Below are 25,791 nucleotides of genomic sequence, written 5' to 3'. Positions count from 1 at the left end.
GACGCCTTGCGCTCTCATCATAGCCAACGGCCAGGCAATTAGCCTTGCTTGCGGGCCGGCAGCTTTTCCTTGATGCGTGCCGACTTGCCGGTACGACCACGCAGGTAGTACAGCTTGGCGCGACGCACGTCACCACGGCGCTTCACTTCGATCGAAGCGACCAGCGGGGAGTAGGTCTGGAAAGTACGCTCAACGCCTTCGCCGGCGGAGATCTTGCGCACGATGAAGGAGCTGTTCAGGCCACGGTTACGCTTGGCGATCACGACGCCTTCGTAAGCCTGCAGACGCTCGCGGTTACCTTCCTTTACCTTCACCTGAACGATGACGGTGTCGCCCGGGGCGAAAGCCGGAACGGTTTTGCCGATGCGGGCAATTTCTTCTTGCTCGAGTTGCTGGATCAGATCCATGTCAATGCTCCTGGTTTTTCGGGAGATCTTGTTCCTGCTGGTACTCTGCCAGCAGCCGAGACTCCTGTTTTGTCAAAGGGCGGTTTTGCAGCAGGTCGGGACGACGCTTCCACGTTCTTCCCAGCGACTGTTTCAACCGCCATTTTGCGATCAAGGCATGATTACCGGACATCAAGATGTCCGGCACCCGCATGCCCTGATATTCTTCGGGTCGGGTATAGTGCGGGCAATCCAGCAGGCCGTCCACGAAGGAATCCTCGTAAGCCGACTGGGCATCGTTGAGGACCCCCGGCAACAGCCTGACGACGGCGTCCATCAACACCATCGCGGGCAGTTCGCCACCGGACAGCACGTAGTCGCCGATGGAAATTTCCTCGTCAACACGGCGCTCGATCAGACGCTCATCGATCCCTTCGTAACGCCCGCACAGCAGGATGAGACCGGGTCGCTGCGACAGCTCGACCGCCTTGGCGTGGCTCAGCGGCCGCCCCTGTGGAGACAGGTAGACCACATGGCTCTGCTTCACGCCAGCCTCACGCTGTCGCGCTTCAGCCGCGGCGATGGCCGCTTCCAAGGGTTCGATCAGCATCACCATGCCGGGGCCGCCGCCATAGGGGCGGTCGTCGACGGTACGGTAATTGTCCGTGGTGAAATCACGCGGATTCCAGGCACGAAAACCCCAGATGTTCTGCTCCAGCGCGCGCCGGCTAACGCCGAAGCGGGAAACAGCGTCAAACATCTCGGGGAACAGCGAGATAGCGTCGATCTGCATCAGTCGTCGAGGTTCCAGTCCACCGTGATGCGCTTGTCAGCCAAGCTGACATCCAGCACAAACTGGCCGACGAAAGGAATGAGCCACTCGCTCTTCCCTTCCCGGACCACCAGCACCTCGTTGGCGCCGGTTTCCATCAGTTCCGCCACCTGGCCGAACCGCTGGCCGTCCTTGTTGACGACATCCAGGCCGATCAGATCGGACCAGTAGTACTCATCGTCGTCGGTGTCCGGGAATTCGCTGCGCGAAATGGCAATCTGCATGCCGCGCATGGCTTCTGCCGCCTCTCGCGTATCGACGCCGGCCAGCTTGGCCATCAGGGCCTTGGGCTGGACCGCACCTTCCTCGAAGCGATACGACGACCACTGCCCGTCCCGCCCCAGCCACCAGACCGGGTATTGGAACAGGCTGTCGGCAAACTCGGTGTCGGCGTGGATTTTCACCCAGCCACGAACACCGAAGGCGCCGCGCACATACCCCATCAAAACGAGATCATCGTTGCGCATGCGCCTCAGACCCTGCGTATATCAGCAGACTGCGATCAGGCAGCTACTTTTTGCTCTTTAACCAGCTTGGAAACGGCATCGGTCAGCTGAGCGCCAACGCCAATCCAGTGGTTCAGGCGGTCTGCGGCGAGACGAACGCGTTCTTCTTTCTCGTTGGCAACCGGGTTGTAGAAGCCCAGGCGCTCGATGAAGCGACCGTCGCGACGGTTGCGGGAGTCGGTCACCACGATGTTGTAGAACGGACGGTTCTTGGAGCCGCCGCGGGCCAGACGAATCACTACCATTGTCGATTGTCCTTGAATAAAAACGGTATCGTAGAAAAGCCCACGATTTTAGGGCAGTTTTCCCTTATCTTGCAAGCGCTTATTCCGGTCGTGTGTCGGGCCCGGTTACGCCTGCAACACCTTGGTGACCAGCATCAGTGCCCGGTCTTCCGGATGGTACTCGCTGGCGAAGCCCAGTTTGTGCATCAACTTGAGCATGCCTTTGTTGCCGGAGAGCACCTCGCCACGCATCACTTTCAGCCCCTGATCACGGGCGGCGTCGAACAGCGCACTCATCAGAATGAAACCGATCCCTTTGCCCTGCCACTGGTCGGCTACCTCCAGAGCGAACTCGCAGCTCTCGTTATCAGGGTCGGTGACGTAACGAGCCACGGCCAGTTGCTCTTCCCCTTGCGCCGTCTCGCGGGTCATGGCCAGCGCCATCTCGCGGTCGTAGTCGAGCTGGGTAAAGCGCACCAGCATGCTTTGCGACAGTTGCTTGATGCTGGACATATAGCGGTTGTAGCGGCTTTCCTCGGAGAGGTTGCGCACGAACTCCTGCTGCATCTGTGCATCCTCCGGGCGCACCGGACGGATAGTCACCTGGGTCTGATCCTTGAGGCGGGAGCACACCACCATGTGCGAGGGGTACGGCATGATCGCCATGTGACGGTACGGCTTGCCGCCCGCATTCCCCTTCTGCACGATGATGCGGGCGTCCAGCGCCATCACCCCCTGCTCGTCGGCCAGCAAGGGGTTGATGTCCATCTCGCGAATTTCGGGTAATTCGCAGACCATTTCCGACACCCGCAACAGCACCTCTTTCAGCTGGTCGATATCAATAGCCGGCAGGTTCTTGAAGGGGCCGAGAATCTGACCAATGCGTGTCTTGCCGATCAGGCTCTCGACCAGATAATGGTTGAGCGGTGGCAGGGCCAGTGCACGGTCGTTCATGACCTCGACGGCGATGCCGCCAGCGCCGAAGGTGATGACCGGGCCAAAGGCATTGTCGTGCGTCACGCCGACCATCACCTCGCGCGCGAATCGTCGGCTGCGCATTGGCTGCACCGACACCCCCGAGATGGCCGCCTCGGGGCGAGCCTGGCGGCAACGTTCGACGATGGCGGCAAACGCCTCTCGCAAAGCCGCCGCACTACTGATGTTGAGTTCGACGCCGCCGACGTCGGACTTGTAGATGATGTCCGGCGAGTCGATCTTCAGCACCACCGGGTAGCCGGTTTCTTCGGCCAACCTCACGGCTTCGTCGGGGTCGCGTGCCAGCCGGGTCGGGTTGACCGGGATATTGAAGGCCGACAGCACCTCCTTCGACTCGCGCTCCGACAGAATGACCCGCCCTTCCGCCAGGGCGGCATTGATCAGGGCGCGCGCGCGCGTCACGTCGGGAGAAATCTGCTTGCCTTCGAGCGGCCCCGGCGTCTGCAGCAGCAAGCGCTGGTTGTGATGGTAGGACGCCAGGTTGCGGAATACCTCCACGGCGTACTCCGGGGCGCGGAAATGGGCACACTTGGCCTTGCTGAACAGCTCCCTGCTCTCCGAGACCTTGGCATCGCCCAACCAGGACAGCAGGATCGGCTTGGTCGATTCGCGCTGCAGCCCCACCATCAGCTGCGCCGTGGTCAGGTGATCGGTACCGGCCTGCGGCGTGAAGATGACCAGTACGCCATCGACATTGGCGTCATCGAGGCAGGTCTTGACCGCCGTACGAAAACGCACAGGGCTGGCATCGCCGATGATGTCGACCGGGTTGCCGTGCGACCAGTTGCGCGGCAGCGCATCGTTGAGCAGCTCCATGGTCTGCTCCGACAACTTCGCCAGCTCCACGCCGTTGAGATAGGCGCTGTCCGCCGCCAACACGCCCGGGCCGATGCCGTTGGTGACGATGGCAAGGCGCCGCCCCTGCACCCGGAAACTGGCGGCCAGCACCTTGGCGGCCGTGAATAGCTGGGAGATCGAGCCTACCCGCAGCACACCGGCGCGCGACAACACGGCGTCGAACACGTCGGCACTCTCGACCAGGTTGCTGGAATGGGTCAGGCCGGTCACATCATCCTCATAGCGGCCGGACTTGATCACCACCACCGGTTTGGTACGGGCGGCGGCACGCAACGCGCTGATGAAGCGGCGCGCATCGTGGATGTGGTGGACGTGCAACAGTATGCCCTGGGTGAAGGTATCGGCCACCAGGTAATCGAGGATTTCACCGAAATCGACGTCCAGCCCCTCACCCACCGAAATCACGCTGGAAAACCCGATGCCCTTACTATCGGCCCAGTCCAGCATCGCGGTGCACAGGGCGCTGGATTGCGATACCAGCGCAAGGTTGCCGGGACGAACCTTGCTGGAATAGTTGGAAGCGTTGAAGCCCGCCACCGGACGCATCAGCCCCAGCACGTTGGGACCCAGCACGCGGATGCCGAAGTGCCGGGCGATCGACAACGACTCCTTGAGAATTTCACGCTCCAGCTGCTCGCTGTCGGCGAACTCCTTGGCCAGCAGCACCGCCTTCACGCCCTTCTTGCCGCAATCCCGCAGGATGGCAGGCAAGCTTCTCAGCGCCGTGGTCACCACGGCCAGTTCCACCTCGTCCTCGATCAGCCGTACCGATGGCACCGCCCGCATCCCCCCGACCACCTTGTGGTTGAGGTTGACAGGGAACAGCTTGCCCTGGAAATTGCCCGCCAGCAGGCTCGCAAACACCGCCTGGCCAATCGAGCCGGGGGTATCGCTGGCGCCGACAACGGCGACGGCGCGAGGAGAAAACAGGGAAGTGAGATAGTGCGGTTTCATGGCAACCCATCCGATGTGCTGATCTGAACCGGAACCCGGCCTCCCACGGAGGCGTCAGAGACCATTCGGCCTGCAAGGTAACGTGATCGATGTGAAAGCAATACGTCAAACTGCGCTGAGACTCGGCCAGCCGGACCGTCCTTGCCTGCAACGTGGCGATACCAATCCGAGGCGCACGGCACGGCACAGCACCCCATCGACATATACCACACCAGCCCGACATGCGCAGAGCCTACACCCGTCACTGCTCTGCTTCGACCACGGCAAAACCGGCATTAAGATGATTGAGGGCCTGTACACGGCCACCCCCGCAATCGGGCATCGGGCCGGACAGTCAGCCCGGGTGGAGAACAAGCCACGATACCCCGGCATCCTTCTCCTCGGCCGTTCAGACCGACGATCGCGCCAGAACCCGCCATCATGCGGAACATAGCCTGACAAGAACCATCCTGTGCCACAACCTGGCTTGCCTTTGGCATCAAGCGCACGTAGCGGCTGGTAAGCCGGGCTCAATATTGTTAATCTTTACCCTTTAGATACAAACCTTCATTGCGCCGCGTCAAAGGAAGATGCCGAAGCTTCCCCAGCGCGGCCGGAGCCAAGGTCATCATGACGAAACGCGTCGTCACACTCGCACACTATTACACCCAGCCTGAAATTCAGCAGATGGCGGACAAGGTGGGGGACAGCCTGGAATTGTCGCTCTACGCCCGTGAAGCCGAGGCTGACATCATCGTGTTCGCCGGCGTCCGCTTCATGGCGGAAACGGCCAAAATCCTCAACCCGCAGGCCGAAGTGATCCTGCCGGACGCCGGTTCCACCTGTTCGCTGGTCACCCAGACCGACGTCGCCGCGCTGAAAGCCTGGCGCGAAGAGCACGCCGATTACGTTCACGTGTCGTATATCAACTCCAGTGCCGAGCACAAGGCACTGTCGGACTGGATCGTCACCAGCCGCAACGTCGATGACATTATCGCGCATCTCTACGAGCAGGGTAAGAAAGTCATCTTCTCGCCCGACCGCAACATGGGCGCCTACCTGAACTACCAGTACGGCTACGACATGCCGCTGTGGTCGGCCGTGTGTGAGGTGCATGACAAGTTCAACGAGGCCGCTCTCAACGAAGCGTTGAGCGCCGTCACCGGCAAGGCGCATCTGATCGCCCACCCGGAAAGCCCGCTACCTGTGCTGAAGCGCGCCGACTACGTCGGCTCTACCTCGGGCATGCTGAATTGGGTCAAGCAATTCAAGGGCAGCCCGGAGGAAGTGATCTTCGTCGCCACCGAAGACGGTATCCTGTACAACATGAGCCAGGCCCGACCGGATCTGGACCTCCGCCAGGCGCCGATCTATGCCGGCTGCCAGTGCAACTCCTGTCCTTACATGAAGATGAACACCATCGAGGCCGTCAAGCGCGCCCAGCAAGGCGGCGGTACGCACATCGATTACCTCAGCACAGAACAGATGGACGCCGCACGGGTGCCCATCGAGCGCATGCTGGAATTCAGCCAACGCTACTACGCCTGACCCAGAAACCCGCCTTTTGGCGGGTTTCTTGTTTTGACCCTGTGCCATGACAGGAAGGTTTTCAGCAGGCTCCACGCAGCGATACAATTACCGGGGCTCCCTAGGAAAACGGCATGAAGTTTCTCATCAGCAACGACGACGGTTACTTTGCCCCCGGCATCGCCACCTTGGCCGAAGCCCTCTCGCGGCATGGCGAGGTGGTGGTCGTGGCCCCCGAGCGCGACCGCAGCGGCTCGAGCAACTCCCTCACCCTTGATCGGCCGCTGAGCGTGCGTAAGGCCGCTAACGGCTTCTTCTACGTCAACGGCACCCCGACCGATTGTGTCCACGTCGCCGTCACGGGGTTGTTGGACTTTCGTCCCGACATGGTGTTTTCCGGCATCAACCACGGCCCGAACGTGGGAGACGACACCATCTACTCCGGCACGGTCGCGGCCGCAACGGAGGGCTTTCTGCTCGGCATCCCCTCGGTGGCGGTGTCACTGGCAGGCAAAAGCGGGGCGCACTTCGCCACCGCCGCCGCGGTGGTCGATCAACTGGTGCAGCGCCTCCAGGCGTCGCCGTTTCAGTCCCCGGTACTGCTCAATGTCAACGTCCCCGATATTCCGCTTGACCGGCTTGCGGGTATGACAGTCACCCGGCTGGGACGTCGCCACTATGCCGAACCGGTCATTAAGGCAAAAAATCCCCGCGGCGATACCGTATACTGGGTCGGCCCGGTCGGTCCGGCCCAAGACGCCTGCGAGGGAACCGATTTCTGGGCACTTGCCAACAACCAAGCCTCGGTCACACCGTTGATGCTCGATCTGACCGCCTACGGCCAACTGGACGGAATCAAGACATGGCTTCACAGCTGACACCGGCGCGTCAGAATTACGGCATGCTGTCCGACCGGACCCGCATGCGCATGGTCGACCGGCTACGCCAGGCAGGGATTCGCGATGAACGGGTGCTGGCCGCGATGTACGAGGTCCCGCGCCACCTGTTTGTCGACCAGGCCCTGGCAACCCGCGCCTACGACGACGTGTCGCTGCCAATAGGCCATGCCCAAACCATCTCGCAGCCGCTGACGGTAGCACGGATGACCGAGCTGCTGATCGTCGGCCGCACTCCCGGCAAGATTCTCGAAATCGGCACCGGCTGCGGCTATCAGACCGCCGTGCTCCTGAAAACCGGTGCACAGGTCTTCTCGATGGAACGCTTGGCGCCGCTATTGGACAAAGCTAGACAACATCTGCGAAACGCACGCCTGGTGCACGCACGTCTGGTACATGGCGACGGCCATCTTGGCCTGCCGGAGGCGGCGCCCTTTGACGGCATCATCATGACCGCCGCAGCCAAGAGCATCCCGGATGCCCTCGTCAGCCAGCTGGCCGAGGGAGGCAAGCTGGTGATGCCGATGGGAGACGGCGAACAATTCCTCTGGCTGATCGAGAAAACCGCCCAGGGCCTGCAGAAAACCAAGCTCGACCCGGTAAAATTCGTCCCTCTTCTACCCGGTCGAGGCTAACCGGGTGAAAACGCCACAGGGCTACCGGTCGGCGATTTACAAACTTTAACTTATTGACATATAACATCACCAGCATGCGAATCCAGCTTGACCGAAAAGTTCCGACCCTGATCACCTTGCTGACGGCCGCGCTGCTCACCGGTTGCAGCACTCTGGTCCAGGAGGCGGCCCCGGTGGAAAGCGGGGCGACGAGAACACCGGCCGGCGCGACAAGTGCGCAGCCTCCTGCGGTCTCCCCCCCTGCTCCAAACGGCAATGGCGCCGTTACCACGCCGTATCGGCAGGGCGGCAGCATTAAACCCGTGCAAACCGGGACGGAAGCGGCCAAGACGCATATCGTGCAACCCGGCGAGAACCTGTTTCGCATCTCGCTGAACAACGGACTCAAGTACCAGGACGTCGCGGCCTGGAACAACCTGCCCGACAATCAGATCAAGGTAGGCCAGGTGTTGCGCCTGACGCCGCCAGATGGTGAGCCGGCAACCAAAACCAACACCGCCCCAGCCAAACAGCCTGCAAGGGCGGCTGGCGCAGGCCCGGTGATGCCGGCTACACCGGCAGCGGCGACAAACGGGCAAACAACGCTCAAGGCCTACCCCAAGGCGCTGAAGTTGCCCTATTCGGAAGCGGCGGCCAAGTCTCTGGCGGCGCAAAGCGAGGGCAGTAGTGCCCCGGCAGCGGCCAAGCCGGCGGCTCCCGCCATCGTGCCGGCCACGCCGAAGACCGAGCCCAAGGCCGAGCCGCAAGGAACGGCCAAGCCGGAAAACGGCACCAAGGCGGAGCCGCAGGACAAAGGCGGCGATGGCGACATCGCCTGGGGCTGGCCGGTGAAAGGGAAGGTGTTGCGCGGTTACTCGGACACCAACAAGGGAGTGGATATCTCGGGGCGCATGGGCCAGCCGGTTCTCGCCGCCTCGGATGGCAGGGTGGTATATAGTGGTAATGGCCTGAGGGGCTATGGCAAGCTGATCATCATCAAACACAATAAGACGTTCCTCTCGGCGTACGCACACAACAGCCAGCTACTGGTCAAGGAAGGACAGGCAGTAAAGAAAGGTCAGCCTATTGCCGAAATGGGAAATACGGATGCGGACCAGGTGAAACTGCACTTTGAAATCCGCCGCTTCGGTAAACCGGTCGACCCGTTGCAATATCTTGACAGCACATCCTGACAGGGACGCGTCCCCGTCGGATCACAGCGAAGGGGGTAGAAATGAGCAACGACCTGGACATTCTCGACGACGACGACATTGCCGCGGATGAAGAGGCTAGCGACGACACTGTCGCGGAAGCCGACAGTGAAGAGGTACAAGAAGCCGCATCCGGCTATGACGACATTGCCGACGTCACCCAGATCTACCTGAACGATATCGGCAACAATGCCCTGCTCAGCCCTCAGGAGGAGCAGTCCTTGGCGCGACTGGTGGTGCAAGGCGATTTCGAAGCGCGCCAGAAAATGATCGAGCACAATCTGCGCTTGGTCGTGAACATTGCCAAACGCTATATCAACCGCGGCCTGGCCCTGCTCGACCTGATCGAGGAAGGCAATATCGGGCTGATGCATGCGCTGGAAAAATTCGATCCCGAGCGCGGCTTCCGTTTTTCCACCTACGCTACGTGGTGGATACGCCAGAGCATCGAACGCGCCATCATGAACCAGTCGCGCACCATCCGGCTGCCGGTGCACGTCATCAAGGAACTCAACGTCTACCTGCGCGCCTCGCGCCACCTGGAAAGCCAGATCGGGCGTGAACCCAGCGTCGAGGAAATCGCTCAACTGGTCGACAAGCCGGTGGAAGACGTGCGCCGGGTCATGAACCTCAACGAGCGGATGGCCTCGCTGGATGCTCCACTGGACATCGACCCCATGCTGTCGATCGGGGAGTCGATCCCGGACGACCAGCACGACGAGCCGGAAATCCAGCTGCACAATACCCAGCTGGAAAACTTCGTCCACGAGTGGATGGCCCAGCTCAACGACAAGCAGCGCATGGTGATCGAGCGTCGTTACGGCCTGAATGGCCATGAAATCTGCACGCTGGAGGAACTGGCCAGCACCCTCAGCCTGACGCGCGAGCGGGTGCGCCAGATCCAGATCGAAGGCCTGGAGCAACTGCGCCGCATCCTGCGTCGCAAGGGCATTGGCAAGGACCTGCTGCTGTAAGCGGGTCACCAAGTGCAACAGATAAAAACCCCGGGGCACCGGGGTTTTGCCATTCAGCGCCTCGCCGACGGATGAAAACGCCTCACCTCCCTGAGCCAGCTCCGAGCAGCCAGCGGTGCCGCCTCTTCCCGGGTACGGTAGCGCAAGCCGACGTAGGCATCCAGCAGGGCCGCCAATTGCTCGCGATCGGCTTCGCCCAATGACGTCCCGCGCTGCAGCAGCTCGGCCGGCGTATCCGCCGACGTCACCACCACCCCTGCCCGCCGCATGCGCTGCATCAGCAGCAGCCACCCCGCCAGCAAGGGCTCGCGTGGTGGCAGGCTACGCCACCACCACCAGAGCGGCAGCAAGATCAGCACGGCGCCAAGCAACAATCCCTTGAGTACGGCGGCGGTGTCGACCTCAGACCCCAGGCCCAACGAGCGGAACAGCGAGCGTTGCCGGCCGGCATCATAGCCGACCACCCATTGCTGCCATGCAAAGTTGGCAGCCAGCCAGTGCTGACGCAGAGCCATGATCCAGGCGGGAGGTTGTCCACCCAGTATCGGCACTGCGGTGCGCACCGCCGGTACCGCCTGTTCTACGCCGTGCTCGATACGGTCCGGCGACACCGCCGCGGTTGGATCGACACGCCACCAGCTCTGGCGCGAGGCCAGCCAGACCTCGACCCAGGCATGGGCATCAGAAGAACGAATCTGCCAGTAGCCACCCGCAGGATTGTATTCTCCTCCCTGGTACCCCACCACCACGCGGCTGGGAATGCCAGCAGCACGAGCCAGGAATGCGAACGCCGAGGCGTAATGCTCGCAAAACCCCTGCCGCGTCTGGAACAGGAACTGGTCGACGATGTCCCCCTCCAGCAGAGGCGGGGACAGGGTATAGCGGAAGTTCTCCAGGCGGAAATGCTCCAGCAAGCTCCGGATATAGCCCTCATCGCCCTGACTGCGCGCCCGTATCGAAGCCGCCAGGGCGCGCGTGCGTTCATTGCCGGCCGGCAGATGGCGGTAGTAGGCAAGATGGGAGGCATCGAGGGGCTCCAGCAACAGGGCGCCGGTACGGCTGCCGGCCCGGTAGCGGATGCGGGTGTCGCTGGGACGCTGCTGCTGCCAGACCATGCCGGCGCGCTCCCGCAACCCTTCCGCCACCTCCCCCGGTAGGTCGAGGACGGGCACTCTCCCCTTGTCCGGCACCACCGTCAGCGTGTAACTGACGGGGTATCCCCCCCGCACCTGGCCTCCGGATTCATCTATCGCTCCGGCATTGAACCAGCGGCGGCCATCGAACTGGTCGAACAACATCACCCGCCAGTAGAAATCGTGCCGTGGCGGCGCAGCCCCGGCAAAGACGGCAGTAAAAACCGGTTCATTGCTGGGGATCAGCTGGCTGATGCTGCCCGGAGCCATGTCTTCGGCCAACCCGCTGCTGGCCGTCGCGCTCGCCGCCGGAATGCTCCACAACGGTCCAGGCAGGCGTGGCATCACCACGAACAGTACCAGCATCAGCGGCAGGGAAAGCAGCAAGGCCTGCAGCGTGGCCCGCAAACTGGCGAAGATCGGCTGCTTACCGTGCAGCGCCGCCATCGCCCAAGTCAGGCTAAACAGACTCAGCACCAGCCAGCCGGCCGCCAGGGGCGACTGGTCGAACAGCAAGGGCGTCGCCGCCAGGAAAAACCCCAACGCCAGCAACACCCGCCAGTCGCGCAGGCTGAAGGTCTCGAAAGCCTTGAAGCCGACCAGCAACAACAGCAGAGCGCTGCCGCCTTCACGCCCGATCAGGGTGCGCAGGGTCAGCCACAGCAGCACCAGCGGCACCGCCACGGCCAGCGCCACCAGCCAGCGCGGCGGCAATTGGCGTTGCTGCCACAGCAGTAGGCCCCGTGCCAGCAGCATTGCCGCCGACAAGCCCACCACCCAGCCCGGCAGGTAGCGCGCCAAGGGAGCGGCGGTGACCGCCAGTGCGAGAAACACCGGCAGCACCCGCCGTAGCGCATCGCTCCCGGTCACGATGCCTCTCCGTAGCGGGCCAGTAACGCCAATGCCTGTTCCCGTTGATGGGGCTGGGGACCAACCTCCGTGCCCGGCAAGCGCAGCCGGTAGCAGTGCTGTTCACGCTCGCACTCCAGCACACGCCAGGCCAACCGCGACAGCCGCGACTCGACATCGTCCCCAAGCGGATAGTCGTGCCAGTCCAGCACGCGGCAGCCACCCGCCGCCACACCGGCAAAGCGCTTGCTCGTCAAGACATCGCGTCGGGCGAGAACTTTCCAGGCGATCTGGCGCGGCGTGTCGCCGTCACGATAGGCCGCCAAATGGGAAAACTCGTCGTCTCCCGCCGTCGACACCGCCTCGCCCTCCCCGCTCACTCCTTGCCGGAGACCGAGCACATCACGCTGCGGCACGGGATAGACCAGTGCCTGCTGCCGCAAACGGACATAGGCAAACGCCCGGATCAGTCCGAACGGGACGTCGCTGCTAAGAGCCAACGCCGGCATCGCAAGCAGGCCGCGCTGCGTGGTGGCCAGTGGCAACGACAGCCAAACACTGGAGTGGGGGGGCAACGGGCAAGCCGGGGCGCGTCCGGTACTCCCGACCAGGTGGCCTTGCAGGGTCCGTGGCCAGCTGGAGAGATTGTCCAGCCGTACCGAAAAGTGCGTCACCTCGCCGGCAAACACCGGGTCGGCCGTCCCCGCCTGTAGCGTCAGCCCCGCCAGCTGCCGATACGCCATCAGCACCGACACCAGCAACAGGCCGATGATCCAGAAGGACAAGGCATAGGCCAGACTGACCGCGTAATTGAGAGCGCCGACCCAGATTGCCAATGCCACCCCAAGCAGCATCCAGCCGAACGAGGTCGGCAGCAGGTAGATGCGCTGATGACGCAGCGTCCACTGCGCGGAAGGCGGCAGGCGGCGTACCAGCCAGGCCTGCAGGTGGTTACGGAATCGCAACGCCCGCCACCAACGCGGCCAGCTCATCGTCCGACACCGGCCCTCCCCCCGGCTGCGCGGTCGTCAGACGATGGCCAGCGACGGCAGGAAACACTGCCTTGACGTCATCCGGCAAAACGTAATCACGCCCCTCCAGCAAGGCCCAGGCCCGCGCGGCAGCCACCAAGGCCAGCCCGGCTCGCGGGCTCAGCCCCTGTGCGAAACGGCGCCCCTGCCGGGTGGCCTGGAGCAGCGCCAGGACATAATCGGCCAGTGCGGGACTCACGGTCAGCCGGCTGGCTTGTGCCTGCAATTGCAGCAACGGCACCGGCTCCAGGGCCGGAACCAGTTCCTCCATCACCCGGCGGCGCTCCTCACCGAGCAGCAAGGCCCGCTCCGCCTGCGGTGGCGGATACCCCAATCCGATGCGCATCAGGAAGCGGTCCATTTGCGACTCGGGCAAGGGGAACGTGCCAACCTGCTCGAGCGGGTTCTGGGTAGCGATGACGAAAAACGGCTGCGGCAGCGGGTGTGTCACGCCGTCCACCGACACCTGACGCTCCTCCATCGCCTCCAGCAAGGCCGACTGCACCTTGGGCGAGGCCCGGTTGATTTCGTCGGCGAGCAGCACCTGGGCGAAGACCGGGCCACGGTGAAAGCGGAAGGAGCTGGCCTCGCGCTCGAAGATGTTGACGCCGACGATATCGGCCGGCAACAGGTCGCTGGTGAACTGCACGCGCCGGTAGTCGAGCCCGAGCACACGCGCCAGCCCCTGTGCCAGCGTGGTCTTGCCAACCCCCGGCACATCCTCGATCAGCAGGTGGCCGCGGGCGACCAGGCAGGCCAGCGCCAGCTTGATGGCATCGCTCTTGCCGAGCAACAACGCATTTAGTTGACGATAAGCAAAGGCGAGAGATTGCATTTCCGGGAGGTTCCGAGCACTATTTATCAAAAAGTCATAGATTGCGTCCCATTCTACGCAACAAGGAAACGCTCGTGTTCAACTGGCTGAAAAACCGCCTGCCGCACAACGGACTGACCGCCTACATCACCCATTCCGACTGTCTGCTGCACAATATGGGGGTCGGCCATCCGGAATGCCCGGAGAGGCTCACCGCCATTCGCGACCAACTGATGGCGTCGCAACTGTTCGACTTCCTGCAGGAGGTGGAGGCGCCGCTGGTCACCGACCAGCAGCTGGCGCGCATCCATCCGCCCCGCTACGTCGAATACATCGAATCCTGCGCGCCCGCGGTCGGCACCTTCCGCATCGACCCCGACACCGCGATGTCGGCGGGCACACTGCCGGCGGCGCTCCGTGCTGCCGGCGCCGTGGTCAAAGCGGTGGACCTGCTATGCGAGGGCAAGGCGCCCAACGCCTTCTGCGCCGTGCGCCCGCCCGGCCACCATGCCGAGAGCGACCGCTCCATGGGCTTCTGCTTCTTCAACAACCTGGCCGTCGGCGTGGCCCATGCTTTGTCTTACTACAAGCTGGAGCGGGTCGCCATCATCGACTTCGACGTACACCACGGCAACGGCACCGAGCAGATCTTCCGCGACGATCCGCGGGTAATGATGGTGTCGACGTTCCAGCATCCGTTCTACCCCTACTGTGGCGACCAGCCGCTCGGCCCCAACATGCACAACGTGCCGCTCAAGGCAGGGAGCGGCGGGCGCGAATTCCGCGAGGCGGTGGAAAACGTCTGGCTGCCGGCGCTGCACCAGTTCCAGCCGCAGATGCTGTTCATCTCGGCCGGCTTCGATGCGCACCGCGAGGATGACATGGGGTCGCTGGGACTGGTGGAGGCGGATTACGAGTGGGTGACGCGGCAGTTGATGGCAGTGGCCGCGCAGCATGCCGAAGGCCGCATCGTCTCGGTGCTGGAAGGCGGCTACGACCTGTCGGCACTGGCGCGCAGCGTGGTGGCGCACCTACGGGTAATGTCGGAGGGCTAGGCACCGGACCGGCCCCTCTACGCGTTGCAGACATGAAAAAGCCGACCTTACGTCGGCTTTTTCATTCGTGACGATTACTGCCCGCCGGATCCGTTGCGGGCTGAGCCATCGGCCTTCTCGCCGATCTTGCCCTCCTGCCCGGTCAGCAGCTTGATCAGGTTGGACTTGTGACGATGCACCACCAGAATGGCGATGATGATGGAACTGCCGAAGTAGACGCTGTGCGGCCCGACGATGAAGAAAGCGTAGACCGGCGCCAATACCGCTGCCGTCAGCGCCGACAGCGAGGAAATCTTCACCACGACGGCCATGAACAGCCAGGTGGCCACGGCGGCCAGCGCCAGCCACAGGTTAAAGCCGAACAGTACGCCCACCGCAGTGGCAACTCCCTTGCCGCCTTTGAAGCCGAAGAATACCGGCCACATGTGACCAACCAATACCGCGATGGCGGCCATGCCCACCGCCTGCTCGCCCAGACCATAACGCGGGCCGAGCCACTGCGTCAGCGCCACCGCCACCCAGCCCTTGATGCCGTCGCCCAGCAGGGTCAGCACGGCGGCCAGCTTCTTGCCGCTGCGCAACACGTTGGTGGCCCCCGGATTGCCGGAGCCGTAGGAGCGCGGGTCGGCCATGCCCATCAGGCGGCTGACGATCACGGCGAAAGACAGCGAACCGATAAGGTAGGCCGCCACGAGAAAAGCAAAAGCTGTCGTGGTCATCGTATATCCACTAAAATGCAAGACTTCGAATTTTACGGTATCAGGCGGCAATCCCCAACTGCCGCGCTCCAATGGACATCATCTTCTTGCGCGAGGTGCGCGCCGACACCGTCATCGGCGTCTACGAATGGGAGCGGCAAGCCCCGCAAGTCATCGAGATCGACCTGGAAATCGGCATTCCCAGCGAAGTGCCGTGCCACAGCGACGATATCGGCGATACCATTCATTATGGCGTGGTGGTCGAGCGCCTGCGCAAGGCGCTGGCCGAGCAGCATTTCCTGCTGATCGAGGCGCTGGCCGAATACATCGCCAAGGTCATCCGCGAGGATTTCGGCGCGCCGTGGGTCAAGGTCTCGGTAACCAAGCTCGGCATTTTGCCGGGAGTCAAACAGGTCGGGGTCATGATAGAGCGCGGCCACCGCCCGCACTGATTTCGGCAAAGGCAACGGCCCGCACACGGGCCGTTTTTTGTTGGCACACGGTGTTGTGCCGAATGTGCTTTACCACTGCCACTTCAAACGCAGCTCAGTCTGATGCTTGGAGACCTTGAGCGACAGGCGGGTGTCCTCGTCGAGACGCCAGCTAGGCCGCAGATCGAGACTTTGCCCTCCGGGAGAATCGATCCGCTCCAGGGCGAACGCTCCCGAGCGCAACACCACTGTCTCTGCGGCAGCGACCCGACTTTCGCTCTTGCCGGCATAGGCCGCTCCCGGCGTTGCGCACATCCACGCTCCCTCGGGACATTTCGCCAGTACCGGCGTGGAAAAACAGCCGCACAGCACAATGATCCAGCACAACGAGTATTTCATGGCGATCGTCCAGCAAGGTCGACAGAAAGCCGCTACTCATATCAGCATGGATCATCCCTAAATTCATTCAAGCAGTTATTTCATCTTAAATTATTCGTTTATTCTTGCTGATTGCGCATGAAGTCGGCGGTATTGAAAAAGGCTTCCAGCAGCTTCTCTTTCAGTGCTTCCTCCACCACCAGTTCGGCGATGGCACGGCTCATGCAGGACATCCACTGATCACGGGCGACACTGTCGACCGGAAATGGCATGTGCCGGGCGCGCAGACGCGGATGGCCATACTTTTCGATATACAGCGAGGGGCCGCCGAGCCAGCCCGACAGGAACATGTAGAGTTTGTCGCGCGACTCGGTCAGGTCGGCCGGGTGCATATCGCGCAGCGCTTTCACGGATGGGTCGCTGTCCATGATGTCGTAGAAGCGGTCGGTCAGCCAGCGTACCACGCCGGCACCGCCCAGCAGTTGGAAGGGGGTCATGTCCTGCATCGTTCTATCCTGCCAAGTTGCGCTGCCTGGCAATCGACCTCGCCTGTGCGCCACAAGCCAGGCCAGAGCTTCATCAGCAGCCGGTAAAAGGAAAATCCAGTGGCGGGCGGCGCCCACCGATGATGTCGGCCAGCGCCCGCCCCGAGCCTGGACCTTCGGTCCAGCCCAGCGTGCCATGGCCGGTGTTGAGATAAAGACTGGGGTAGCGGGTACGCCCGATCAGCGGCACATTGCCCGGCGAGGCGGGCCGCAGACCGGTCCAGTACTGGACCTCCCCTTCCCAGTCGCAAGCGTCCGGAAACAACGCCCGCGCGCGTTTCACCAGTAGGCCACAGCGCACCGGGTTGAGCGTCGAGGAGTACCCCGCGAGTTCGGCGGTGCCGGCCACGCGCAGGCGGTTCCCCAGTCTCGACATGAAGACCTTGTAGCTTTCTTCGGTGAGAGCCACCGTGGGCGCCATCGCCGGTTCGCGGATGGGCAGCGTGACCGAATAGCCCTTGGCGGGATACACCGGCAGGGTGAGACCGACGCTGCGCGCAATCGGGGTGCTGTGACTGCCCAGCGCCAGCACGTAGGCATCGGCGCTCACCGTCTCGAAGTAACCGTCTGGCCGAGTCACCGACACCCCGGTGACGTCGCCGCCTTCGGCCAACAAGGCGTTGATGCGGGTGGAATAGCGGAACTCAACCCCCAGCGCCACCGCGGCCGCAGCCAGCCCCGACGTGAATTTGTGGATATCGCCGGACTGATCGCTGTCGCAGTAGCAGGCCGCAGCAATGCGGTCGGCGCTGGCGGCCAGGGCAGGCTCGATCCGCAGCAGCTCGGTACGCGAGACCTCCCGTTTGTCGACGCCGAACTCACGCATGGTTTCGGCCGCGCGCAAGGCTTGTTCCAGATCCCGGCGGGACTCGAACAGCGTCACGATACCGCGCGTCAAGTGATCGAAGGCGATACCGGTTTCCTCGCGGATCAGCGTGAAGGTGTCGCGGCTGAAGCGCCCCAGAGCCAGCATGCACAGCATGTTGCGGTGCGCACGCTGCGGCAGGCACTCGCGCAGAAAGCGCAGCGCAAAGGCCCACTGCGCACTGTCGAAGCGCGGCCGGTACAGCAGCGGAGCATCTTCCCGCAACAACCACTTGAATACTTTCCATGGAGTGGACGGCTGCGCCCACGGCTCGGAGTGGCTTACCGAGATCTGTCCGCCATTGGCGAAACTGGTCTCGCGTGCAGGCCCCGGCGCCCGCTCCAGCACCACCACCTCGTGCCCGTCACGCGCCAGGAACCAAGCTGTCGAGACGCCGATGATGCCCGCTCCCAACACCACGACCTTCATGGTGCGGCTCCGTTCACGGTAGCGAAGAGGGGGTCATGCCCGCCGCGCACGGTTCGAGGGCAAGGCTGGCGCGGGTGCATGTTCAAACCGAACGGCCGGCGCCATTGGCAGCCAGCTCGTACACGGTCTTGCCGCGCAGCTTGAACAGGTCGGCGGCAAAATAAAAATTTTCGGAATGGCCGACGAACAGCAGGCCGTCCGGCTTCAGCAACGGCGCGAACTTTTTCAGTACGGCCAGTTGGGTATCGCGATCGAAATAGATCATCACGTTGCGGCAGAAAATGGCGTCGTATTGCTTGCGCAAGGGCCAGTTGCTGTCGATCAGGTTGAGGCGGGAGAAGCTGATCATGCTGCGCAACGCGGCCTTGGCCTGGTAGCTGCCGTCGCCCTGCTTGTCGAAAAAACGCGCGGCATGGCCGGCCGGCAGACGTGCAATTTTGTCAGCGGGGTAGATACCCTTGCGGCCGGTTTCCAGCACCGTGGTATCGAGATCGGTGGCGGCGATCGACACGCGCGCGCCCGGCACGCTCTCCAGCGCGGTCATCGCGATCGAGTACGGTTCCTCGCCGGTCGAGGCGGCGGCGCACCAGATGGCGAGCTCGCCTCCCTGTTGCGCCTTCTTTTTCAGGTGCTCGGAGAGGATGGGGAAATGGTGTTCTTCGCGGAAGAAGAACGTCAGGTTGGTGGTCAGCGCGTTGACGAACTGCTCGAACTCGCGCTGCCCGGTGACCGACTCCAGATGATCCAGGTAGGCGGCAAAGCTGGGCAGCTTCAGTTCGCGGATACGCCGCACCAGGCGCCCGTACACCATGTCCTTCTTGGAAGGATTCAGCGCAATGCCGGCTTCGCGGTAGATCAGTTTGCGGATGCGTTCGAAATCGGCATCGTGAAAGGCGAATTCACGCGTGTACTCGACCTTGGGCAGGGCAATCGATGGCAGCTTGATCATGAAGTCCACATAAAAAAACCCGGGCGGGAGCCCGGGTCTTATCTTATCGTGGATTGCTTATACCGAGAAGGACGAGCCACAGCCGCAGGTGGTCTGGGCGTTCGGATTGCGAATCACGAACTGCGAACCTTCCAGGCTTTCCTGGTAGTCGATCTCGGCGCCGACCAGGTACTGGTAGCTCATCGGGTCGACCAGAAAGGTGACGCCTTCGCGCTCGATGGCGGTATCGTCTTCGTTGACGATTTCATCGAAAGTGAAGCCGTACTGGAAACCGGAACAGCCGCCGCCGGTCACGAAGACACGCAGTTTCAGGTCCGGATTGCCTTCTTCCGCCACCAGGTCGCGCACCTTGGAGCAGGCGCTGTCGGTGAACACGATCGGGCTCGGCATTTCGGTCGTAGCAGTCATTTTTTACCTCACAAAACAAACAAATGCCGTCAGCACGGCTTTCATCCTACTATTTTAGTCGGATATTAGGCCGGCTGGCCAGTTTTCAATACGGCGGGTGGGCGCAAAAGCCGCACACCACATCCCCGGCGGCGAAAAAGCGCGCCACAGCCCGTTGCAGCGCACCGCAGGAACCGACCGCTGACGCGCCCGCTCTGCCCTGTCCGCCGTACTTACGGCAGCAAGGGGACGATGTCGAGACCGGCGTTTTCCGGCTGGCCAAACATCAGGTTCATCACCTGCACCGCCTGGCCGGAAGCGCCCTTGACCAGGTTGTCCTCGACCACCAATACGATCAGCAGGTCGCCGTTACCCGGACGATGCAGTGCGATGCGCGCGGTGTTGGAGCCGCGTACCGAGCGCGTCTCGGGATGGCTGCCGGCCGGCAGCACGTCGACAAACGGCTCAGCGGCGAAACGCTGCTCGAACAAGGCCTGGAAGTCGGTCGTACTGGCCTCGGGGCGGATGCGCGCGTAGATGGTGGAATGGATGCCGCGGATCATCGGAGTCAGATGCGGCACGAAGGTCAGCTTGACCGGTGCGCCATGGATCGCCGACAGGCCCTGCATGATCTCGGGCGAGTGGCGGTGCCCCTTGACGGCGTAGGCCTTGAAGTTGTCGCCGGCCTCGGCCAGCAGTGTGCCAACCTCTGCCTTGCGTCCGGCGCCGGAAACACCGGACTTGCAGTCAGCGATGAGGGTGTCGACGTCGATCAGCTGCTTGCCGCCTTCCAGGAGCGGCAGCAGGCCGAGCTGTACCGAGGTCGGGTAGCAGCCGGCCATGCCGATGAGGCGTGCCTTTTTGATGGCCTCGCGGTTGACTTCTGGCAGGCCGTAGACGGCTTCGGCCAGGAGGTCGGTGCAGCTGTGCTCCATGGCGTACCACTGCTGGAATACGGCGGGGTCCTTCAGACGGAAGTCGGCGGCCAGATCGATCACCTTGACGCCCGCCTCCAGCAGCTCGCGCGCCTGCGCCATGGCGACACCGTGCGGGGTGGCGAAAAACACCACGTCGCACTCGGTCAGCTTGGCCTCCTCGGGAGTGGAGAAGGCAACGTCGACACGACCGCGCAGGCTGGGGAACATCTCGGCCACCGGCATGCCGGCTTCCTTGCGCGAGGTTACCGCGGTGACGTGTGCCGCCGGATGCCCGGCCAGCAGACGCAGCAGTTCCACCCCGGTGTACCCAGTGCCACCGACAATACCCACCTTGATCATGCCCAACTCCTCATAGCTGTAAAACAATGTCGCAAAGACGACAGTCTAAGTAGAGTAACCAGCCAACGCAACAAAACAAAAAAGCCACCTCGCGGTGGCTTTTTCGATCCAGTCCAGCAGCGGATTAACGCTTGGAGAACTGCTTGGCGCGGCGTGCTTTGCGCAGACCGACTTTCTTACGCTCGACTTCACGGGCATCGCGGGTAACGAAGCCAGCGTGGGACAGAGCGGGCTTCAGCTCGGCGCTGAAGTCGATCAGGGCACGGGTGATGCCGTGACGGATGGCGCCGGCCTGGCCGGTTTCGCCGCCACCAACCACGTTCACCTTGATGTCGAACGACTCGAGGTGCTCGGTCAGAGCCAGCGGCTGGCGGATCACCATGCGGCCGGTTTCGCGGGCGAAGTACTCGTCAACCGGCTTGCCGTTGACGATGATCTGGCCGGAACCCTTTTGCATGAATACACGCGCTACCGAGCTCTTGCGACGGCCGGTACCGTAGTAATATTTACCGTTCATCTTTTGCCTCTAAATCAGAATTCCAGCACTTTCGGCTGCTGAGCAGTGTGCGGATGTTCGCTACCGGCGTATACCTTGAGCTTCTTGATCATGGCGTAACCCAGCGGACCCTTCGGCAGCATACCCTTGACGGCTTTTTCCAGAACACGTTCCGGGAACTGGTTCTGCAGTTCGGTGAAGGAACGCTCTTTGATACCGCCCGGATAGCCGGTGTGACGGTAGTATTTCTTGTCGAGTGCCTTGGCACCGGTAACGCGCAGCTTGTCGACGTTAACGACTACGATGTAGTCGCCGGTATCAACGTGCGGGGTGAATTCCGGCTTGTGCTTGCCACGCAGACGGCGGGCAACTTCGGCCGCGAGGCGACCCAGCACCTTGTCCGAGGCATCGACCACGTACCACTCGCGCTTTACTTCATGCGGCTTGGCAGAAAAGGTCTTCATGGAGCTCTTCCATCGTAAATTCTTGAAAGTTCCGGATTCTATTACAGTGCCTGGGGACTGTCAAACCCTTGTGTGGCAACAGAAAAGCCGAGGTGGGGCGGGCTTGCGAAAGTGTGGTAAGCGGGGTCTCAAAGCACGGGGGAAGCGCCTTTCCCGGGCCCTGGCGACAGGCAAAAAAAAAGCGCAACCGTTAGATTGCGCCAAGTTCCACCTAAGAAGGAGGATGGAGGAGACAACACCAAAACGCACACGTTGCATGTAACGTCCTGATGCAGTACCGATTATCGGCATATGTGATCGATTACGCAAGTATTTTTTGTGCAGTGCAGTATAAATTTGCAACAGACGCTTGAATCAGACGCGCCTTGCCTCGAGAATTCCTTGCAAATCAAGAACATGCGACAACACCCGATTGATGTCGTTGACCTGTCTCACTTCGACGGTGAAACGCATCCGCGCCTTGAGATCCTTGGAGAGCGTGTTCACGGCAATGACGTTGAGTTTTTCCCGCGACAAGACGTCGGAAATATCGCGCAACAGGCCGTTGCGGTCATGCGCGATCACTTCGATGTCGATCGGGAACACACTGGTCTTCTGCTCGCCCCAGTCGGCCGCGATCAGACGCTCGGGGGCATCCGCCGACAGCCGCTTGAGCGTGAGGCAATTGGCGCGGTGGATGGAGATGCCGCGCCCCTTGGTGACGAAGCCGACCACGGCGTCGGGCGGTGCCGGCTTGCAGCAACGCGCGAGCTGCGTCATCAGGTTGTCGATGCCTTCGATCAGGATGCCGCCAGCGTTGTGCCCGCCCTTGCTGCGCTTGACTAGGTCTTCCGGGGCGATGTCCGGCGGCGGCGGCGGGGCGAAGCTCTCGATCGCCTGGGCGACGGAGCGGATGGACAACTCGCCGTGGCCGAGCGCGCCGTAGAGGTCGTCCATGCGCGCAAAGCCGAGCTTATCAGCGAGCGCGGTCAGGTTGGGCTGCAGGTTGGGGTGGCGCGCCAGTTCCTTCTCGAACAGCTGCCGTCCACTCTCGCGCACCGCGTCGGCGTTCTGCAGCCGGATGTGCTGGCGGATCTTGGCGATGGCGCGATGGCTCTTGACCCAGCCTTCGTGCAGCCAGTTGACGCTGGGGCCGCCTTCCTTGGCCACCAGGATCTCGACACGCTGGCCGTTCTGCAGCGGCGTGGACAGCGGCACGATCTGCCCTTCCACCTTGGCGCCGCGGCAGCGATGGCCGAGGTCGGTATGGATGGCGTAGGCGAAGTCGATCGCGGTGGCGCCGCTGGGCAGCGCCAGCACCCGGCCGTTGGGGGTCAGCACGTAGATGGTGTCGGAGAACAGCTCGGTCTTGAAGGCGTCGGTCAGGCCTGAGCGGTCGGAGACCTCCTCGCGCCAGTCGAGCAGTTGCCTGAGCCAGGAGATCTTTTCCTCGTAGGCGGCATCGCCCTTGCCGCCCTCCTTGTAGCGCCAGTGCGCCGCCACGCCGAATTCGGCGTGTTCGTGCATATCGAAAGTGCGGATTTGCACTTCGATGACGCGGTCTTCCGGGCCGATGACGGCGGTGTGCAGGCTGCGGTAGTCGTTGGCCTTGGGATGAGAGATGTAGTCGTCGAACTCGCCCGGCACCGGTTGCCACATGCTGTGGATCAGGCCCAGCACGGTGTAGCAGTCCTTGACCGATTCGACCAGCACGCGCACGGCGCGGATGTCGTACAGCTCGGAGAAGTCGAGGTTTTTCTTGCGCATCTTTTTCCAGATGGAATAGATGTGCTTGGGTCGGCCGGCCACCTCGCCGTTGACGCCGGCGGCGCGCAATTCGCCGCGCAAGGTGTCGAGCACGCGCGCGATGTAGTCGATGCGACCGAGGCGGCGCTCATCGAGCAGTTTGGCGATTTTCTTGTAATTTTCCGGTTCGATATGGCGGAATGCCAGATCTTCCAGTTCCCACTTGATCTGCCACACGCCGAGACGGTTGGCCAGCGGGGCGAACACGTCCATGGTTTCCTGGGCGATGGCGCGGCGCACCGGTTCGGGGCACTCGGTCAGGTAGTGCATGGTCTGGGTGCGCCAGGCGAGCTTGATCAGCACCACGCGGATATCGGCCACCATGGCGAGCAGCATCTTGCGCATGGTCTCGGCTTGGCGCGCACGCTCCTCCGGGGTATCGAGCTTGTCGATGCGGGCGATCTCGGTGAGCCGGCGCACGCGGTTGACGCCATCCACCAGCACCGCGACGGTGGCGTTGAACTCGTTCGTCATCCATTCGTGCCAGTCTTCGCGGAAATCCGGCACGGCGAACAACAGCGTGGCGACCACGGCGTCGGTAAGCAGGTCGAGGTCGGCAACGATGGCAGCTGCCGATACGGCGTGGCTGAACACGTCCTCGCCGGTCTGGGTCAGACGCTTGCCAGCGTACAGCTCGCGCGCGCTGTTGAAGGCGCGGGCCAGCGCACTGCGGTCGGCCTCGTTTTGCGAGGCGGAAAGGTGCTCGAGCCAGCGCTGCGGATCGGCGGCGCCAGCCAGGGTATCGGCTACGGAACGGACTACGGAAACCATGATTCTCTATTCTCGTGACGGCCGCTTGGCCGTCCTCTTCGTCAACATCGCACGCTGAAGGTTCAGCGCTCTTCGGCCAACCTGTGCAACAGCCGGCGCACCGGGGCCGGCACCCCGGCGTCGGGAGCCTCGGCCAGCGACAGCCAGTTGCCGTTTTCTTCCTTCACCACGCGCCCGTCCAAGATATCCAGACGCAGCGGCTGCGGGGTGATGATCAGCCGGAAATGCGAAAATACGTGTTCCAGCTCGGGCCAGGCCGGCAACAAGTCGCCCGAGCCACGCTCGCGCCGCCATACGTCGACGGCCTCGGAAGTCTCGAACTCCGGCAGCGACAGCAATCCGCCCCAGATGCCGCTGGGCGGACGCCGCTCCAGCCAGACGCGGTTCTGGTGCACAGCCAGCAGCATCACGGTACGCCGCGTCGGCACCACTTTCTTCGGCCGGCGCGCCGGCAGTTCGGCGCAGCGCCCGTCGCGCGCGGCGATGCAGCGATCGACCATCGGGCACACGGTACAGGCCGGCTTGCTGCGGGTACAGACGGTGGCGCCCAGATCCATCATGCCTTGGGTATAGGCGGTCATGCCTTGATTTGGCAGCAGCGATTCGGCCAGTACCCACAACTGCTGCTCGACCTTCTTCTCCCCGGGAAAGCCCTCGACGCCGAAGCAGCGCGTCAGCACGCGCTTGACGTTGCCGTCGAGGATGGCCTCGCGCTGGCCGAAGGCGAAGGCGGCGATCGCCGCCGCGGTGGAGCGGCCGATACCGGGCAGACGCTCGATCTGGCTGCGCTCCTGCGGGAATTGCCCGCCGAACTCGCTCATCACCATGCCCGCAGCCTTATGCAGATTCCGTGCCCGCGTGTAGTACCCCAGCCCGCTCCACAGCGCCAGCACGTCGTCGAGCGGGGCCGCCGCCAAGCTGGCGACGTCGGGAAAACGCTCGAGAAAACGTGCGTAATACCCCAGCACCGTGCTCACCTGGGTCTGCTGCAGCATGATTTCCGACAGCCAAACCCGGTAGGGATCGCTCACCTGCCACGGCAGGCCGTGCCGTCCGTGGGTTTGCTGCCAGGCGATCAGGCGCTCGGCGAAGGCGCTTTCCATGCTGCTTTTCCTGCTGAGAAACGAACCGGACATGGTACTGCAAAGCCCCGACGCGACCAAGACGCAGCGCGGCATTGGGCATGGGAATTCCAAGCGCTGCAGGGCGATCTGGCTTAAAATAGGGGATTGATTTTCACGAGATGTTCCATGTCCAGCTTCCGCTCCCGCCAGCGCGCCAACCTGCGCCGCGACCAGACCCACCGCGACCGCCAGGCTCAAGCCGCTCCCACCACCGGCCATGACGCCCCGGCCGGCAAGCCGCCGCGCCAGGAAGAGCGCCGGCACTTCGACCGGAAGCCGGATAGCCGGCCGCATGGCCAGGGCAAGCCGCCGCGCCGCGAGGGCGAAGGCTTCGGCCAGCAGGAGCGCCGCCA

At 62.9% G+C, this 25,791-nt stretch carries 27 protein-coding genes; 8 read left to right on the top strand and 19 right to left on the bottom strand.

What is annotated here, in order from left to right; genetic code table 11:
- Window positions 1–38: 38 nt before the first annotated feature.
- From rplS to B9N72_RS01955, 5 genes are all read right to left on the bottom strand, one after another.
- Complete coding sequence (gene rplS / locus B9N72_RS01975) at window positions 39–407, bottom strand: 50S ribosomal protein L19 (RefSeq protein WP_008953396.1); 369 nt, start codon at window positions 405–407, stop codon at window positions 39–41.
- A gap of 1 nt (window position 408) precedes the next feature.
- Complete coding sequence (gene trmD / locus B9N72_RS01970; RefSeq protein WP_085274770.1) at window positions 409–1,179, bottom strand: tRNA (guanosine(37)-N1)-methyltransferase TrmD; 771 nt, start codon at window positions 1,177–1,179, stop codon at window positions 409–411.
- Entirely contained in the window at window positions 1,179–1,685 is a 507-nt protein-coding gene (gene rimM / locus B9N72_RS01965; RefSeq protein ID WP_085274769.1) for a ribosome maturation factor RimM, read from the bottom strand. Before rimM ends, trmD begins: the two co-directional genes overlap by 1 nt.
- 35 nt (window positions 1,686–1,720) lie before the next feature.
- Window positions 1,721–1,969 carry a 30S ribosomal protein S16 gene (rpsP, locus tag B9N72_RS01960; protein ID WP_085274768.1) on the bottom strand — a complete coding sequence of 83 codons (249 nt, stop codon included), beginning with the start codon at window positions 1,967–1,969 and terminating at the stop codon, window positions 1,721–1,723.
- 105 nt (window positions 1,970–2,074) lie between these two features.
- The gene (locus tag B9N72_RS01955; RefSeq protein ID WP_085274767.1) at window positions 2,075–4,756 is read right to left on the bottom strand and encodes a bifunctional acetate--CoA ligase family protein/GNAT family N-acetyltransferase; all 2,682 of its coding nucleotides are present in this window, start codon (window positions 4,754–4,756) and stop codon (window positions 2,075–2,077) included.
- Between the two features lie 609 nt (window positions 4,757–5,365).
- Here B9N72_RS01955 and nadA point away from each other — a divergent pair.
- The 5 genes from nadA (at window position 5,366) to rpoS (ending at window position 9,957) form a co-directional block, all read left to right on the top strand.
- Window positions 5,366–6,283 carry a quinolinate synthase NadA gene (nadA, locus tag B9N72_RS01950; RefSeq protein ID WP_085274766.1) on the top strand — a complete coding sequence of 306 codons (918 nt, stop codon included), beginning with the start codon at window positions 5,366–5,368 and terminating at the stop codon, window positions 6,281–6,283.
- Window positions 6,284–6,396: 113 nt separating this feature from the next.
- Entirely contained in the window at window positions 6,397–7,140 is a 744-nt protein-coding gene (gene surE, locus B9N72_RS01945; RefSeq protein ID WP_085274765.1) for a 5'/3'-nucleotidase SurE, read from the top strand.
- Complete coding sequence (locus B9N72_RS01940; protein WP_085274764.1) at window positions 7,125–7,793, top strand: protein-L-isoaspartate(D-aspartate) O-methyltransferase; 669 nt, start codon at window positions 7,125–7,127, stop codon at window positions 7,791–7,793. The genes surE and B9N72_RS01940 overlap by 16 nt, the downstream gene beginning before the upstream one ends.
- 74 nt (window positions 7,794–7,867) lie before the next feature.
- A complete protein-coding gene (locus B9N72_RS01935; RefSeq protein ID WP_085274763.1) occupies window positions 7,868–8,965 on the top strand; it encodes a peptidoglycan DD-metalloendopeptidase family protein in 1,098 nt (365 codons plus the stop codon).
- Between the two features lie 41 nt (window positions 8,966–9,006).
- Complete coding sequence (gene rpoS, locus B9N72_RS01930) at window positions 9,007–9,957, top strand: RNA polymerase sigma factor RpoS (protein ID WP_085274762.1); 951 nt, start codon at window positions 9,007–9,009, stop codon at window positions 9,955–9,957.
- A 53-nt stretch (window positions 9,958–10,010) separates the two neighbouring features.
- Here rpoS and B9N72_RS01925 read toward each other — a convergent pair whose 3' ends face one another.
- The 3 genes from B9N72_RS01925 to B9N72_RS01915 are packed head-to-tail and all read right to left on the bottom strand — an operon-like array spanning window position 10,011 to window position 13,805.
- Window positions 10,011–11,960, bottom strand: a complete 1,950-nt coding sequence (locus tag B9N72_RS01925; protein ID WP_085274761.1) for a transglutaminase TgpA family protein — start codon at window positions 11,958–11,960, stop codon at window positions 10,011–10,013.
- Entirely contained in the window at window positions 11,957–12,931 is a 975-nt protein-coding gene (locus B9N72_RS01920; RefSeq protein WP_085274760.1) for a DUF58 domain-containing protein, read from the bottom strand. The genes B9N72_RS01925 and B9N72_RS01920 overlap by 4 nt, the downstream gene beginning before the upstream one ends.
- Window positions 12,891–13,805: an AAA family ATPase gene (locus B9N72_RS01915; protein WP_085274759.1), complete on the bottom strand. Its 915-nt coding sequence runs from the start codon at window positions 13,803–13,805 to the stop codon at window positions 12,891–12,893. The genes B9N72_RS01920 and B9N72_RS01915 overlap by 41 nt, the downstream gene beginning before the upstream one ends.
- Window positions 13,806–13,879: 74 nt before the next feature.
- Between B9N72_RS01915 and B9N72_RS01910 the strand changes: the two genes are divergently transcribed.
- Window positions 13,880–14,839 carry a histone deacetylase family protein gene (locus B9N72_RS01910; RefSeq protein WP_085274758.1) on the top strand — a complete coding sequence of 320 codons (960 nt, stop codon included), beginning with the start codon at window positions 13,880–13,882 and terminating at the stop codon, window positions 14,837–14,839.
- Window positions 14,840–14,913: 74 nt separating this feature from the next.
- Here the strand turns inward: B9N72_RS01910 and plsY are convergent, their stop codons facing one another.
- Window positions 14,914–15,558, bottom strand: a complete 645-nt coding sequence (plsY, locus tag B9N72_RS01905; protein ID WP_085274757.1) for a glycerol-3-phosphate 1-O-acyltransferase PlsY — start codon at window positions 15,556–15,558, stop codon at window positions 14,914–14,916.
- Between the two features lie 71 nt (window positions 15,559–15,629).
- Between plsY and folB the strand changes: the two genes are divergently transcribed.
- Window positions 15,630–15,989 (top strand): dihydroneopterin aldolase, encoded by a 360-nt coding sequence (gene folB, locus B9N72_RS01900; protein WP_008953411.1) that lies wholly within the window; start codon window positions 15,630–15,632, stop codon window positions 15,987–15,989.
- A 69-nt stretch (window positions 15,990–16,058) separates the two neighbouring features.
- On the opposite strand, the gene B9N72_RS01895 is transcribed toward folB, so the two are convergent.
- The 10 genes from B9N72_RS01895 to mutY all read right to left on the bottom strand — a co-directional run bounded on the left by B9N72_RS01895 (window position 16,059) and on the right by mutY (window position 25,417).
- Window positions 16,059–16,367, bottom strand: a complete 309-nt coding sequence (locus tag B9N72_RS01895) for a hypothetical protein (protein WP_085274756.1) — start codon at window positions 16,365–16,367, stop codon at window positions 16,059–16,061.
- Window positions 16,368–16,465: 98 nt separating this feature from the next.
- The gene (locus tag B9N72_RS01890) at window positions 16,466–16,852 is read right to left on the bottom strand and encodes a group II truncated hemoglobin (RefSeq protein WP_085274755.1); all 387 of its coding nucleotides are present in this window, start codon (window positions 16,850–16,852) and stop codon (window positions 16,466–16,468) included.
- A 73-nt stretch (window positions 16,853–16,925) separates the two neighbouring features.
- Window positions 16,926–18,185: a D-amino acid dehydrogenase gene (locus tag B9N72_RS01885; protein WP_085274754.1), complete on the bottom strand. Its 1,260-nt coding sequence runs from the start codon at window positions 18,183–18,185 to the stop codon at window positions 16,926–16,928.
- 82 nt (window positions 18,186–18,267) lie between these two features.
- Complete coding sequence (locus B9N72_RS01880) at window positions 18,268–19,134, bottom strand: CheR family methyltransferase (protein ID WP_085274753.1); 867 nt, start codon at window positions 19,132–19,134, stop codon at window positions 18,268–18,270.
- Between the two features lie 57 nt (window positions 19,135–19,191).
- A complete protein-coding gene (erpA, locus tag B9N72_RS01875; RefSeq protein WP_085274752.1) occupies window positions 19,192–19,542 on the bottom strand; it encodes an iron-sulfur cluster insertion protein ErpA in 351 nt (116 codons plus the stop codon).
- Window positions 19,543–19,754: 212 nt separating this feature from the next.
- On the bottom strand, window positions 19,755–20,798 hold the full coding sequence (gene argC / locus B9N72_RS01870) for an N-acetyl-gamma-glutamyl-phosphate reductase (RefSeq protein WP_085274751.1): 1,044 nt from the start codon (window positions 20,796–20,798) through the stop codon (window positions 19,755–19,757).
- Window positions 20,799–20,922: 124 nt separating this feature from the next.
- Window positions 20,923–21,315, bottom strand: a complete 393-nt coding sequence (gene rpsI, locus B9N72_RS01865; protein ID WP_014085984.1) for a 30S ribosomal protein S9 — start codon at window positions 21,313–21,315, stop codon at window positions 20,923–20,925.
- Window positions 21,316–21,329: 14 nt separating this feature from the next.
- Complete coding sequence (rplM, locus tag B9N72_RS01860) at window positions 21,330–21,758, bottom strand: 50S ribosomal protein L13 (protein WP_008953419.1); 429 nt, start codon at window positions 21,756–21,758, stop codon at window positions 21,330–21,332.
- Window positions 21,759–22,112: 354 nt separating this feature from the next.
- Complete coding sequence (locus tag B9N72_RS01855) at window positions 22,113–24,314, bottom strand: RelA/SpoT family protein (RefSeq protein WP_085274750.1); 2,202 nt, start codon at window positions 24,312–24,314, stop codon at window positions 22,113–22,115.
- Between the two features lie 62 nt (window positions 24,315–24,376).
- Window positions 24,377–25,417: an A/G-specific adenine glycosylase gene (mutY, locus tag B9N72_RS01850; RefSeq protein WP_085274749.1), complete on the bottom strand. Its 1,041-nt coding sequence runs from the start codon at window positions 25,415–25,417 to the stop codon at window positions 24,377–24,379.
- A 147-nt stretch (window positions 25,418–25,564) separates the two neighbouring features.
- Between mutY and B9N72_RS21050 the strand changes: the two genes are divergently transcribed.
- Window positions 25,565–25,791, top strand: a 227-nt coding sequence (locus B9N72_RS21050) for a hypothetical protein (RefSeq protein WP_159453011.1), incomplete at its 3' end; no start/stop codon positions are given.

The sequence above is a fragment of the Pseudogulbenkiania subflava DSM 22618 genome (assembly GCF_900177275.1).
Classification (GTDB): Bacteria; Pseudomonadota; Gammaproteobacteria; order Burkholderiales; family Chromobacteriaceae; genus Pseudogulbenkiania; species Pseudogulbenkiania subflava.
This window is presented reverse-complemented; position numbering and strand designations above follow the sequence as displayed.